This window comes from Microbacterium xanthum, assembly GCF_034531355.1.
Taxonomy (GTDB): domain Bacteria; phylum Actinomycetota; class Actinomycetes; order Actinomycetales; family Microbacteriaceae; genus Microbacterium; species Microbacterium xanthum.
In genome coordinates, this window is the sequence record NZ_JAWHUE010000001.1 from 876,009 (window position 1) to 888,746 (window position 12,738).

Sequence of the window (12,738 nt, forward strand, 5' to 3'; positions counted from 1 at the left end):
CGGAGCCGTCGCGAGGGCTGGGTCGTTGAGCGGGTGAAGCGAGACGAAACGCCCACGACCTGGTGTTCAGATATCGAGGAAGCGGACGTCCTTCGCGTTGCGCTGGATGAACCCGCGGCGCGACTCGACGTCCTCCCCCATGAGCACGGAGAAGATCTCATCGGCCGCGGCCGCGTCGTCGATCGTCACCTGCTTGAGCGTGCGGGTGGTGACATCCATCGTCGTCTCCCACAGTTCCTTGGCGTTCATCTCGCCGAGACCCTTGTAGCGCTGCACGCCGCTGTCTTTGGGGATGCGCTTGCCGCTGGCCAGACCGTCGGCCAGCAGTGCGTCGCGCTCCCGGTCGCTGAAGACGTACTCGTGGGGCGAGTTCGACCACTTCAGGCGGTACAGCGGAGGCTGTGCGAGGTAGACGAAGCCGGCCTCGATGAGTCCGCGCATGTAGCGGAAGAGGAGGGTGAGCAGCAGCGTCGTGATGTGCTGACCGTCGACGTCGGCATCGGCCATCAGCACGATCTTGTGGTATCGCGCCTTGGCGATGTCGAAGTCCTCGCCGATGCCCGACCCGAAGGCCTGGATCATCGCCTGGACCTCCTTGTTCGACAGCGCTTTGTCCAAACGCGCGCGCTCGACGTTGAGGATCTTCCCCCGCAGCGCGAGGATGGCCTGCGTGTGCGGGTCGCGTCCCTGCACGGCCGAACCACCTGCCGAGTCGCCCTCGACGAGGAAGATCTCGCTGATCGAGGGGTCCTTGCTGGTGCAGTCCTTGAGCTTGTCAGGCATCGCCGCCGACTCGAACACGCTCTTGCGCCGGGCGGTCTCGCGCGCCTTGCGCGCAGCCATCCGTGCGCTGGCGGCGTCGATGGCCTTGCGGATGATGTTCTTGGCCTGCTGAGGGTTGCGGTCGAACCAGTCGCCGAGCTGATCTCCGACGACCTTCTGCACGAACGCGCGGGCCTCGGTGTTGCCGAGCTTGGTCTTGGTCTGACCCTCGAACTGCGGCTCGGACAGCTTCACCGAGATGACTGCCGTCAGCCCCTCGCGGATGTCTTCGCCGGTGAGGTTGTCGTCCTTCTCCTTCAACAGGTTCTGTGCGCGCGCGTAGCGGTTGACCAATGCGGTCAACGCCGAGCGGAACCCCTCTTCGTGGGTGCCGCCCTCGTGCGTGTTGATCGTGTTGGCGAAGGTGAAGACGTTCTCGGTGTAGCTCGTGGTCCACTGCATCGCCATCTCCATGGCGATGCTGCGCTCGGTGTCCTCGGACTCGACCTCGATGATCTCGTCGTTGACGACCTCCGCGTGGCGGACCTTGTTGAGGTACTCGACGTAGTCGACGAGACCGCGCTCGTACAGGAAGCTGTCGTGGCGCGCATCCGGGGTCTCGGTGCCGTTACTCGGCTCGACGTCTTCGACGTAGGCCTGCGGCCGCTCATCCCGCAGGTCGATACGCAGCCCCTTGTTCAGGAACGCCATCTGCTGGAAACGCGTCCGGAGGGTGTCGTAGTCGAACTCGACCGTGTCGAAGATCTCCGGATCCGGCCAGAAGGTGATGGTCGTACCGGTCAGCTCGCTGTCCTCGCCCTTCGCCAGGGGAGCCAGCGGTTGGCCGCCGTCACGGTAGGACTGGCGCCACACGGATCCCTGGCGATGGACCTCGACCTCGAGGCGATACGACAGCGCATTCACGACCGACGATCCGACGCCGTGGAGTCCACCTGACACGGCGTAACCGCCGCCACCGAACTTGCCGCCCGCGTGGAGGACCGTGAGCACGACCTCGACCGTGGACTTCCCCTCGGTGCGGTGCATGTCGACCGGGATCCCCCGGCCGTTGTCGATGACACGGACCGCGCCGTCTTCGAGGATCGTCACCTGAATGGTGTCGCAGTAGCCGGCGAGAGCTTCATCGACCGAGTTGTCGACGATCTCGTACACGAGGTGGTGCAGACCGCGCTCCCCCGTCGAGCCGATGTACATACCCGGGCGCTTGCGCACCGCTTCCAGGCCTTCGAGCACCTGGATGGCGTCGGCCCCGTACTCGGCGGGCTTCCCGCTGGGGGTGGGTGCGGCGTTCTCCGCCGCGTCCTCGGGAACGCTATCGGGGTTCTGGGACGTCATGGGTGAAGGCGCTCCACATCTGTCGGCCGGATCCGTCCCACCCTATCAACTCCGGCCCCGCCAGACGGGTTCTGAGGCCCTGTGGCGCGATGAAATCATCGCAGATACTGCGAGACGTGGATTATCCGTAGGTATCGCGAGGGCCGCGCCCTGGAACGGCTCTGGTGCCCCATTTCCATGAGGGGACGTCGGGGCCGATGAACCGGACCGCTACGACGCCGGCTTCCGGATAGCGCCGGACGATCTCGGTGAGGATCTGCGAGCGCATGAGCTGGAGCTGCTTGGCCCAGGCGGTCGAATCGGCCTGAATCGTCAGCGTCCCCTCGTGAAAAGACACCGGCCGCGTCCGTTCGGCGGTATCGGCTCCGGCGACCTCCGCCCATGTCCGCACCACGTCTTCCCGTGCGAGCTGGCCCTCCCACCCGGCCTGCCGGGTCAGCTCGGTCAGCACGTCTCCGACGCCGCGCGGATCCCGCCCGGCGGTGAACGGCTGGTTCTCGTCGTCGTCCCGCACCCGGCGACGGCGCCGCCACGACTTCGCCGAGGGCTTAAGACCTCGCAGCCGCAGATACGTCGCGACCGTCTCGGGCACCTGCTCGGAAGAGATGTCATCCATCATGCGCCTCCGGTGCGTCGGAGAGGATGCGACCGTTCTCGACGCGCACGACCTGCGTGCGAAGCGGCGGCGGGACGTCCTGCTCGACGGCGGCGGTGACGACGACCTGCTCATACCCCCGCGCGACCTCTGCCAGGCGCACCCGACGATCGGCGTCCAATTCGGCGAACACGTCGTCGAGGATCAGAACGGGGTCACCGAGGAGAGAATCGGCGCGGAGGAGTTCGGCGGATGCCAGGCGCAGCGAGAGCGCGACCGACCAGGACTCGCCGTGGGAGGCGTAGCCCTTCACGGGAAGTCCACGCACCTTCAGCACCAGGTCGTCCCGGTGCGGGCCCACCAAGGTCACGCCCCGATCGAGCTCGGAGACGCGGCGCGCACCCAGCGCGGCGCGGAACTGATCCTGGATCGGAGTGGCGGAGGCCTGGTCGTCGCCGGAGGACTCCTCTTCTTCGGGGTCTCCCCCGGCGACCGACATCGCCCAATGCAGACGCGGCTCATGGTCGGCGCCGGCGATCGCGGTGTAGGCGTCGGCCAGGGGCTGGGACAGATCGTCGGCCAGTCGGAGCCTCGCCTCGATCACCTGGGAGCCCAGCGTGACGAGCTTGTCGTCCCAGACATCGAGGGTCGACAACCCGTCGCCCTTCACGCCGCGGGCGCGCGCCGACTTCAACAGCGCGTTGCGCTGTTTGAGGGCGCGGTCGTAGTCCTGCAGCACCGAGGCCATCCGCGGTGAGCGCTGAGTCAGCAGCTGATCGGCGAATCGACGACGGGCGGACGGATCCCCCCGCACGATCTGGAGGTCCTCGGGGGCGAAGAGCACGACCTGCGCGTAACGGGGAAGCTCGGCCGTCTTGACGGGCGAACCGTTCACACGAGCCTTGTTCGAGCCCTGCTTGTTCACTTGGAGCTCGAGGCTGACCCGCCGCTCGCCGTGCGCGAGACGGGTGCGGATGAAGGCCGCATCCTTGCCCTCGCGCACCATCGGCGCGTCTTGCGACACCCGGTGCGAGCCGAGGGTTGCGAAATAGGCGATCGCCTCGGCGAGATTGGTCTTCCCTTGCCCGTTTCGACCGACGAAGACATTCGGACCGGGTCGCAGAGACACGTCGGCGGCCGCATAGTTGCGGAAGTCGACGAGTGAGAGCTGCTCCACGATCACCGGAACAGCCTAATGATCGCCTCGGACGTCACCCGATGAGCTCCCCTCCGATCCGCGTCAGCGCGCCGATGCGGATCAGCGAAGCAGCAGGTTCGGCTGCAGCAGGTACTTGAACGAATCCTCGCCACCCTTGTCGACGGAGGTCTGCGGGGTGACCAACACCGGGCTGAGCTTGTTGGCGTTCTCGCTGGAGGTGAAGGTCACGCGCGCGAACTCGCTGCGGACCGCTCCCAGCGACTCGAGCAGGTACTGCGGGTTCAGACCCAGCGTCACGTCGTCACCGCCCGAGAGGGTTGCGTCGACCGACTCGCTCGCGCGGGCCTGCTCGGTTCCGGAGGCATCCATCGACACGCTCTCGGGGGTGAAGGTGAAGCGGAGCGGCGCGGAGCGGTCGAGCACGAGCGCGACACGGCGGACCGCTTCGGCCAGTTCAGCGGTGTTGACGACCGCGTGGTGCTCGTTCTGTTCCGGGAACAGCCGACGCACGGGCGGGAAGTTGCCCTTGATCAACAGCGACGTGACGGTCTTGTTGCCCGCGGTGAACGCGATGATCTCGCGGTCGCCGCTGCCGGAGAACGCGATCGAGATGTCGCCGGAGTGCGCGAAAGTCTTCCCGACTTCCGTGAGGGTGCGCGCGGGAACCAGAGCCGTCGTCGGCTCTTCGGAGGCGGTCGACCCGCCGTCCCAGGGGATCTCCCGCAGAGCGACTCGGTAACGGTCGGTGGCGACGAGGCTGAGGCGATTCCCCGTGACTTCGAGCTGGACGCCCGTCAGCACCGGAGTGACGTCGTCGCGCGAGGCGGCGAAAGCGACCTGGGCGATCGCGGTCGCGAAATCTTCACCGGGAACGAGTCCGGACTGTCCCGAGACCTCGGGGATGGCGGGGTACTCCTCGACCGGCATCGACGCGAGCGTGAATCGTGCCGATCCGCACGTGAGGACTACGCCGTCGTCCGGGTCGACCGTGATCTGGATCGGCGCGTTCGGCAGGCGGCTGGCGATGTCCGACAGCAGGCGCCCGTGTACGAGGATCGTGCCCGGCTCGTCGACCGTGGCATCGATGGTCGTTCGTGCCGATGCCTCGTAGTCGAATGCCGACAGCGACAAACCGTTCTCGCCCGCCTCGATGAGCACGCCCGCGAGAATCGGCTGCGGGTTCCGCTGTGGGAGGAGCTTGACGACGAATGAGACGGCTTCGCTGAAGACATCGCGATTGACCTGGAATCTCACGTACGCTCCCTCGACTTCGGCATGGGGTTACTCATGCTACTGCCCTGCCCGGCCCATGCTAGTGCCCGACTGGCGTCGGCCGACATCCGCCGCCGGCGTCGGGTCGGAATGTCTTTCCCCTGTGCAAGGTCATCGAATCGATCTCTGCTTAAGTTCTTGTTCTTCATCTTGTTAACAACTGTGGAAACTGTGGATAACTCGGTGGAGGCCAGTCCGCCGTAGGGAACTACACACGTGTGAGATGTGGAATCGGTGCGGAATCATGCGGGTCCGGCTCGGCGAAGCGATGACACGTTCATCTCGTCTTCCACAGGCGGATGCCGTTTCGTTCACATGTCGAGTCGCTGCATCCCCAGTTATCCACAGGTTTTCCACACTGTGAAGAACGCGCATGATGGCCTGTCTATGCGTTGGCTGTCAAGTGCGAAGATGCGCGGGCGCGTCGTCGATCGCCGCGGTGCCCCTGATGAGCGCGGGTATGACAGCGAGACCCTCCCTCAAGGGTCTCGCGACGGTGCGTCAGCGCGTGCGGCCGAGCTGAGCGGTGATCTCGGTCACCTGGTTGTAGATCGAGCGACGCTCCTTCATGAGATCGCTGATCTTCTTGTACGCGTACATGACCGTGGTGTGGTCGCGGTTGCCGAAGAGCTGACCGATCTTCGGCAACGACAGATTGGTTCGCTCGCGGCAGAGGTACATCGCGATCTGACGAGCGATCGCGACGGCTTGCGAGCGACTGGAGCCGTACAGGTCGTCGACCGTCAGCTTGAAGTACTGCGCCGTCGCTTGGATGATGTCCGTCGGCGAAATGACGTTCGCGTCGTCCTGATCGACGATGTCGCGCAGAACGGTCTGTGCCAGCGACATATCCAGAGTCGACCGGTTCAGGCTCGCGAACGCCGAGACGCGGATCAGCGCACCCTCGAGTTCGCGGATGTTCGAGGAGACCACCGTGGCGATGTACTCCAACACCTCGTCGGGAATGTGGAGGCGCTCGCTCTGGGCCTTCTTGCGGAGGATCGCGATGCGGGTCTCTAGGTCGGGCGCCTGAACGTCGGTGATGAGTCCCCATTCGAAGCGGGAACGCATGCGATCCTCGAACCCGGTGAGGTGTTTCGGGGGGACGTCGCTGGTGATGACGACCTGCTTGTCGTGATCATGCAGCGTGTTGAAGGTGTGGAAAAAGGCTTCCTGCGTCTCGGCGCGACCCTGGAGGAACTGGATGTCGTCGATCAACAGGATGTCCACGTCGCGGTACCGCGCCTGGAACGCAGATCCGCGGTTGTTCGCGATCGAGTTGATGAAGTCGTTGGTGAACTCCTCACTCGAGACGTACCGGACCCGGATGCCGGAGTACAGACTCATGGCGTAGTCGCCGATGGCGTGGAGGAGGTGGGTCTTGCCGAGGCCCGAGTCGCCGTAGATGAACAACGGGTTGTAGGCCTTCGCCGGCGCCTCGGCCACGGCAACCGCGGCGGCATGCGCGAAGCGGTTGGACTGGCCGATGACGAAGTTGTCGAACGTGTACTTCGGGTTCAGGCGGGTGTCGTCGCGCGATGTGCCACCGCTGGGGGCCGGGGCGGGCTCCTCGAACACCTGGCGTGCGGTCGGCACGGGCGTCATCGCCGGGGTGGGGAGGTTGAGTTCTTGGATGGGGACGGGCGCCGTGAGATGTGCGTCGACGATCTCGGGGTTGACCACGACGCGGAAGGTCGCTGCCGGCGGGTCGTATGCCGGATCCTGCTCGACGTGCGCGAGTGCTTCCATGATCGGCGCCCGAAGACGCTTGTTGAGCTGCGCCGCGGTGAGGTCGTTGGGGACGTCGAGGTACAGCGTTCCCCCCATGACACCCTGTGGCACCGCGAGGTTCAAGAAACCGTGCAGCTGCGGGGTGACGCGATCGTCGACGGCGAGTGCCTCCAGAACACGACCCCAGATGGGGACGTCTGGAATCTCGTGCTGCGACATGGATCTCCCGAGGAAAGTGATGTTCCGCGCCCGCGAGACGACACCCGCGCAACCTGTGGATAACTGACCGTGCCACGCTAGTCAGCGGCAGGGCTGCGAGCAAACTCCACTGTAGTTCCGGGCCGCGTGTCCTGACCAGCCGGTTCCCAGGCTTTGTGGATAATGTCGCCTTCGCGCGCGCAGGTTTGAGTCCTGCACGCTGTCGACGTATCCTTACTCAGTTGACTTATGCCCTCGTGGCAGTCCTGTACCCCGTCCCCGGAAGAGCGTCCCGAGGACACCCCATCCGGAAGAGATCTCATGAGCAAGCGCACTTTCCAGCCCAACAACCGTCGTCGCGCCAAGAAGCACGGCTTCCGCGCCCGCATGCGCACCCGCGCCGGCCGCGCCATCCTCTCTGCACGTCGCGCCAAGGGCCGCGACGCCCTCTCGGCCTGATCACACGGTGCTCGCGAGGCAGAACCGACTGACCCGCGGAGCGGAATACAAGGCCGTCGTCCGCCGGGGTAACCGGTGCGCCGGAGCGAACTCGATCACGTATGTGACGCAGTCCGGCGACGATCGCGCGGCCCGTTTCGGATTCATCGTGAGCAAGCAAGTCGGTTCAGCCGTCGTCCGCAACACCGTGCGGCGACGGCTGAAGGCTGTATGCGCGGCGGCGCTGACCGATGTCCGTCCCGGCGCCGATGTCGTCATCCGCGCCCTGCCCGGGTCGGCGACCGCGGACTTCGCGCAGCTGCGCGACGAGGTCACCCGATGCTTGGCGAAGCGGGCGGCATGAGCGTCCTCCCTGCGTACGCTCTCGGCGACGGTCATCTGGCCGCATCCGACTCGCTGCGTGCGCTACCGCTTCTCCCCCGGAACGCCGCCTTGGCGTTGCTGCACGGCTACCGTGCGACCATCTCGCACACCTACGGTGACGTGTGCAAGTACTACCCCTCGTGCACCGCTTATTCCGTCGCGGCCGTGCAGCAGTACGGCGCCGTGGTCGGCAGTGCGATGACCGCCGCGCGATTGGCGCGGTGCCACCCTTGGGCGAAGGGCGGCGTCGATGACGTGCCGCTTCGCGAGAACTTCCGTCACGACATCACCCCCCGGGGTTTCGTCGTTCCTGGCCCCACCGGAAAGGACTGATCCCGCGCATGGATCTTCTCAGCTTCGCGACTTCGGCGACAGAGACGTCGGGCGGTGGTGGTTTCGATCTGATCGGAACCATCCTGTGGCCCCTGAAATGGCTGGTCGAGCTCGTGCTGGTCGGCTGGCACGCGCTGTTCACCGCATTGGGCATGCCGGCGGCCGACGGATTCACCTGGGTGCTGTCCATCGTCGGACTGGTGATCGTCGTGCGATCGGCGATGATCCCGCTGTTCGTACGGCAGATCAAGAGCCAGCGCAAGATGATGGAAATTGCCCCTGAACTGCGGAAAGTCCAGGAGAAGTACAAGGGCAAGCGTGATCAGCTCTCGCGCGAGGCGATGAGCCGCGAGACGATGGCGCTGTACAAGAAGCACGGCACCACGCCCGTCTCGAGCTGCCTGCCCCTTCTGGTGCAGATGCCGGTGTTCTTCGCGCTCTTCAGCGTTCTGAACGATGTGCAGAAGATCGGAGACGACCCGAACTTCAGCGGTGTGGGGCTGCTGAACACGGAGCTGACGCAGGAGTTCTACGACGCGAACCTGTTCGGCACGGTGTCTCTTCACGAGACTCTGATCGACGCCATCAACGCCGGCAACGGCACGGCGATCCTGACGCTGGTGACGCTCGTCGTTCTGATGATCGCTTCGCAGTTCTTCACACAGCTTCAGATCATCTCGAAGAACCTGTCGCCCGAGGCCAAGACGGGCCAGGCGTACCAGATGCAGAAGATCATGCTGTACGTCCTCCCCTTCGCGTTCGTCTTCTCGGGTGTCTTCTTCCCGCTGGGTGTCGTCATCTACTGGTTCGTGTCGAACCTGTGGACGATGGGCCAGCAGTTCCTGGTCATCCGAGAGATGCCCACGCCCGGTTCAGACGCGGCGAAGGCTCGCGAGGAGCGCCTGGCGCGCAAGGGCAAGGCGATCGACTCGTCCGGCAAGGTCGTGTCGATGGAGAAGTACGAGGCCGAGCAGCAGCGACTGGTGGAAGAAGCCGAGCGTGCTAAGGCGGCCCAGCCCAAGCGCCAGCAGCCGGTCAGCAAGCAGCGGGCCAAGAAGCTGGCACAGAAGCAACCTGGACAGGGCGGCGGCAACGGGCCGTCTGGCAACGCCAAGTCCTGACCCGGATAGACGACTGAGGAATGATGAGCAGCAATTCTGAGACCGTGACGACGTCCGCGCCCGACCGCACCCCCGCGACCGTCGAGCAGCTCGAGCAGGAGGGCGACGTCGCGGCGGACTTCATCGAGGAACTCCTCGACATCGCCGATATCGACGGCGACTTGGGTCTGGACGTTCGCGCAGGCCGCGCGTATGTATCGGTGGAGGCTGAAGACGACGACTCGGTCCGCGTGATCTCCGCGCCGGATACCGTGCAGGCGCTCCAGGAGCTGACGCGGATTGCGGTCCAGAACAAGACGGGACGATTCTCACGACTGATCTTGGACATCGGCGGATCGAGGGATGCCCGTCAGACCCAGCTCGGTCAGCTCGTGGATCGCGCGATCGAACGGCTTGATGACGGCGCCTCGCAGGCGTCCCTTCCGGCGATGTCGAGCTACGAGCGGAAGCTGGTTCATGACATCGTCGCCGAGCGAGGGTTGGTGTCGGAGTCGTACGGCGAAGGGGCGGATCGCCACACGGTGATCCGCCGTCGCTGAGTCACCGACGTTTCACGTGAAACGCTCATGACGGAACTCGAGCAGGAACCTGCGGCAGCAGCCAGTCTCTTCGGCGATCGGATCGAACTCGCCCGGCAGTTTGCTCAGGCGTTGGCCTCCCACGGGGAGGAGCGCGGACTGATCGGTCCGCTTGAACTCCCCCGACTGTGGACGCGGCACGTCCTGAACAGCGTCGTGGCGGCACCCTTGTTCTCAGGACGTGTCGGCGACGTCGGTTCGGGTGCGGGACTGCCGGGAATCGTGCTCGCGATCGCGCGGCCCGACGTGCACTGGGTGTTGATCGAGCCTATGGAGCGTCGGTGCATCTGGCTGAGCGAGCAGGTGGCTGCGCTCGAACTGGACAACGTCGAGATCGTGCGCGCGCGAGCCGAGGAGTGGACCGAGGGACCGGTCCTCGATCAGGTCACTGCGCGCGCCGTCAGTGCGCTGCGCACGCTGATCCCGCTGACCGCTCCCCTGGTGCGCGACGGTGGTGAGTTGATCTTGCTCAAGGGCGCCAACGCGAGCAACGAGATTGCCGCCGCGGAGAAGCAGATCCGTAGGTTCAAGCTGACGGACGTCCGCGTGGAGATGGTCGGAGAGGGCGTCATCTCGGAGCCCACGCGAGTTCTCCGCGCAACAGTCTCCCGTTGACACCCCGCGGTCGAGTAGCGCACAAAGGCACCCCCGCCGATCGAGTAGCGCACAAAGGCACCCCCGCCGATCGAGTAGCGCGCAGAGCGCGCACCGAGATCCTTCAGGTCTCGATACGCCGGCTCTGCCGTCTACTCGACCGCCATCCCCCCGCCGATCGAGTAGCGCGCGCAAAGGCACCCCCGGCGATCGAGTAGCGCGCGAAGCGCGCGTACCGAGATCCACGAACCCAGTCGATCGGGTACACCGTCGCCCATGGTCCAGGACCCCACCGTTTCACGTGAAACAGCGACCTCTCGAGGCGTGCGTCCCACGCGTGTCCCCCGCCGACCGAGGACCGCACATAGTGCACGTACCGGGCTCCTTCAGGTCTCGATACGCCGGCTTCGCCGTCTACTCGACCGCCGCCTCCCCCGCCGATCGAGTAGCGCGCGAAGCGCGCGTACCGAGATCCACGAGCCCAAGGCGATCGGGTATACCGTCGCCCATGGTCCAGGACCACACCGTTTCACGTGAAACAGCGACCTCTCGAGGCGTGCGTCCCACGCGTGTCCCCCGCCGACCGAGGATCGCACGGCGTGCACGTACCGGGCTCCTTCAGGTCTCGATACGCCGGCTTCGCCGTCTACTCGACCGCCGCCTCCCCCGCCGATCGAGTAGCGCGCGAAGCGCGCGTACCGAGATCCACGAGCCCAAGGCGATCGGGTATACCGTCGCCCATGGTCCAGGACCACACCGTTTCACGTGAAACAGCGACCACTCGAGCGTGCGTCCCACCCGTGTCCCCGCCGATCGAGGATCGCACGGCGTGCGCGCAACGGGCTCCTTCAGGTCTCGATACGCCGGCTTCGCCGTCTACTCGACCACCGTCTCCCCCGCCGATCGAGGACCGCACATAGAGCGCGTACCGGGATCCTTCAGGTCTCGATACGCCGGCTTCGCCGTCTACTCGACCGCCGCCTCCCCAGCCGATCGAGTGGCGCACTAGCATCCTCCCCCGCCGATCGAGTAGCGCGCGTACAGAGATTTACGAGCCGGAGGTGCACTGGGCTATCGTCTCCCGTGCCTCGAAACCACTGTTTCACGTGGAGCAGTGTCCTGCCGCGCGGGCAACGTTCTTTCCCTGCGAGCGGTCGCGTATCGATGTCACGATCGCTGCCTGACGAGGCTCCAGGTGAAGTGCCCTCATCACGACGCTCATCCCTGCCGTTCTTCGTGTGATCGACCTTCGCGGAGAGTGCCTACGTCATCTGCGCGGCTTCTTGCTCAGGGCCGGGAGTGCATCGACGTCACCGGCAATAAGGGCGATCCGCTTCGCGCGACTCCAGCCCTGGACCTGCTTTTCACGTTGAAAGGCGTCATCCATCCGTTCGTATTCCGCGAAGTAGGCCAAGCGCACCGGTCGTCGGGTGAAGGTGTACTCCGATCCCTCGCCGTAGTTGTGCTGCGCAATGCGATAGTCGAGGTCTCGCGTGCTCCCAACATAGAACGAGCGGTCGGAGCACTCGAGGATGTACATGTATGGCATGCCTCGAGGGTTCCTGTCCGAGCCGGGTTGGGAGGTGCGGTGACCTGGTTTTGGGAGCGGTGGTGGCCGGCCCCGGCCTTGGGGAGGAGTGGACGTGGGGTATTTCCTTGTCGAGGACCACCGCCTGAGTCGGCGGCGGATCGTCACGCAGTGGGGATCGAGAATCGCTGATCTCGGTACGCGCACTTCGTGTGCTACTCGATCGGCGGGGCGGCGAGGGCGGTGGTCGAGTAGGCGGCGCAGCCGGTGTATCGAGACCTGGGGGATCTCGGTACGCGCACTTCGTGCGCTACTCGGTCGGCGGGGCGGGGGTGTGGGGTACGCGATTGTCGGGGCTGGGTGTCGGTGGGGTGGGAGGACGGGGTTTGTTTCACGTGAAACGGTGATGCATGTCCGGTGGTGGAGTAGGCGGCGCAGCCGGTGTATCGAGACCTGGGGGATCTCGGCACGCGCGCTTCGCGCGCTACTCGATCGGCGGGGCGGCGGGGGATCTCGGTACGCGCACTTCGTGCGCTACTCGGTCGGCGGGGCGGGGGTGTGGGATACGCAATTGTCGGGGCCGGGTGTCGGTGCGGTGGGAGGACGGGGTTTGTTTCACGTGAAACGGTGGTGCTCGTCCGGTGGTCGAGTAGGCGGCGGAGCCGGTGTATCGAGACCCGGAGAATCTC

The 12,738-nt window shown here is 65.4% G+C and carries 12 protein-coding genes; 6 read left to right on the forward strand and 6 right to left on the reverse strand.

The window, feature by feature from the left end; all coding sequences use genetic code 11:
• Nucleotides 1-66: 66 nt before the first annotated feature.
• The 5 genes from gyrB to dnaA form a co-directional block, all read right to left on the reverse strand.
• Complete coding sequence (gene gyrB, locus RZO50_RS04210; RefSeq protein WP_322598428.1) at nt 67-2,118, reverse strand: DNA topoisomerase (ATP-hydrolyzing) subunit B; 2,052 nt, start codon at nt 2,116-2,118, stop codon at nt 67-69.
• A gap of 121 nt (nt 2,119-2,239) precedes the next feature.
• Entirely contained in the window at nt 2,240-2,734 is a 495-nt protein-coding gene (locus RZO50_RS04215; protein WP_322598429.1) for a DciA family protein, read from the reverse strand.
• A complete protein-coding gene (recF, locus tag RZO50_RS04220; protein WP_322598430.1) occupies nt 2,727-3,896 on the reverse strand; it encodes a DNA replication/repair protein RecF in 1,170 nt (389 codons plus the stop codon). Before recF ends, RZO50_RS04215 begins: the two co-directional genes overlap by 8 nt.
• 75 nt (nt 3,897-3,971) lie before the next feature.
• Nucleotides 3,972-5,126, reverse strand: a complete 1,155-nt coding sequence (gene dnaN / locus RZO50_RS04225) for a DNA polymerase III subunit beta (protein ID WP_322598431.1) — start codon at nt 5,124-5,126, stop codon at nt 3,972-3,974.
• Nucleotides 5,127-5,645: 519 nt separating this feature from the next.
• Complete coding sequence (gene dnaA, locus RZO50_RS04230; protein WP_322598432.1) at nt 5,646-7,094, reverse strand: chromosomal replication initiator protein DnaA; 1,449 nt, start codon at nt 7,092-7,094, stop codon at nt 5,646-5,648.
• 300 nt (nt 7,095-7,394) lie between these two features.
• Between dnaA and rpmH the strand changes: the two genes are divergently transcribed.
• The 6 genes from rpmH to rsmG are packed head-to-tail and all read left to right on the forward strand — an operon-like array spanning nt 7,395 to nt 10,542.
• Nucleotides 7,395-7,532, forward strand: a complete 138-nt coding sequence (gene rpmH / locus RZO50_RS04235) for a 50S ribosomal protein L34 (RefSeq protein ID WP_071044216.1) — start codon at nt 7,395-7,397, stop codon at nt 7,530-7,532.
• Between the two features lie 7 nt (nt 7,533-7,539).
• Nucleotides 7,540-7,875, forward strand: coding sequence for a ribonuclease P protein component (gene rnpA / locus RZO50_RS04240; protein WP_322598433.1), 336 nt, complete (start codon nt 7,540-7,542; stop codon nt 7,873-7,875).
• The gene (yidD, locus tag RZO50_RS04245) at nt 7,872-8,228 is read left to right on the forward strand and encodes a membrane protein insertion efficiency factor YidD (protein WP_322598434.1); all 357 of its coding nucleotides are present in this window, start codon (nt 7,872-7,874) and stop codon (nt 8,226-8,228) included. Before rnpA ends, yidD begins: the two co-directional genes overlap by 4 nt.
• 8 nt (nt 8,229-8,236) lie before the next feature.
• Nucleotides 8,237-9,349, forward strand: coding sequence for a membrane protein insertase YidC (yidC, locus tag RZO50_RS04250; protein ID WP_322598435.1), 1,113 nt, complete (start codon nt 8,237-8,239; stop codon nt 9,347-9,349).
• 23 nt (nt 9,350-9,372) lie between these two features.
• Nucleotides 9,373-9,888 carry a Jag family protein gene (locus RZO50_RS04255; protein ID WP_322598436.1) on the forward strand — a complete coding sequence of 172 codons (516 nt, stop codon included), beginning with the start codon at nt 9,373-9,375 and terminating at the stop codon, nt 9,886-9,888.
• A 27-nt stretch (nt 9,889-9,915) separates the two neighbouring features.
• Nucleotides 9,916-10,542, forward strand: coding sequence for a 16S rRNA (guanine(527)-N(7))-methyltransferase RsmG (gene rsmG, locus RZO50_RS04260; protein ID WP_322598437.1), 627 nt, complete (start codon nt 9,916-9,918; stop codon nt 10,540-10,542).
• Nucleotides 10,543-11,788: 1,246 nt separating this feature from the next.
• On the opposite strand, the gene RZO50_RS04265 is transcribed toward rsmG, so the two are convergent.
• Entirely contained in the window at nt 11,789-12,070 is a 282-nt protein-coding gene (locus RZO50_RS04265) for a GIY-YIG nuclease family protein (protein WP_322598438.1), read from the reverse strand.
• Nucleotides 12,071-12,738: the final 668 nt, after the last annotated feature.

Bases quoted from the DNA above. Each gene is read 5' to 3' on its own strand.
- gyrB (WP_322598428.1), bottom strand. From the start codon at position 2,118: ATGACGTCCCAGAACCCCGATAGCGTTCCCGAGGACGCGGCGGAGAAC.
- RZO50_RS04215 (WP_322598429.1), bottom strand. From the start codon at position 2,734: ATGGATGACATCTCTTCCGAGCAGGTGCCCGAGACGGTCGCGACGTAT.
- dnaA (WP_322598432.1), bottom strand. From the start codon at position 7,094: ATGTCGCAGCACGAGATTCCAGACGTCCCCATCTGGGGTCGTGTTCTG.
- rpmH (WP_071044216.1), top strand. From the start codon at position 7,395: ATGAGCAAGCGCACTTTCCAGCCCAACAACCGTCGTCGCGCCAAGAAG.
- yidD (WP_322598434.1), top strand. From the start codon at position 7,872: ATGAGCGTCCTCCCTGCGTACGCTCTCGGCGACGGTCATCTGGCCGCA.
- yidC (WP_322598435.1), top strand. From the start codon at position 8,237: ATGGATCTTCTCAGCTTCGCGACTTCGGCGACAGAGACGTCGGGCGGT.
- RZO50_RS04255 (WP_322598436.1), top strand. From the start codon at position 9,373: ATGAGCAGCAATTCTGAGACCGTGACGACGTCCGCGCCCGACCGCACC.
- rsmG (WP_322598437.1), top strand. From the start codon at position 9,916: ATGACGGAACTCGAGCAGGAACCTGCGGCAGCAGCCAGTCTCTTCGGC.
- RZO50_RS04265 (WP_322598438.1), bottom strand. From the start codon at position 12,070: ATGCCATACATGTACATCCTCGAGTGCTCCGACCGCTCGTTCTATGTT.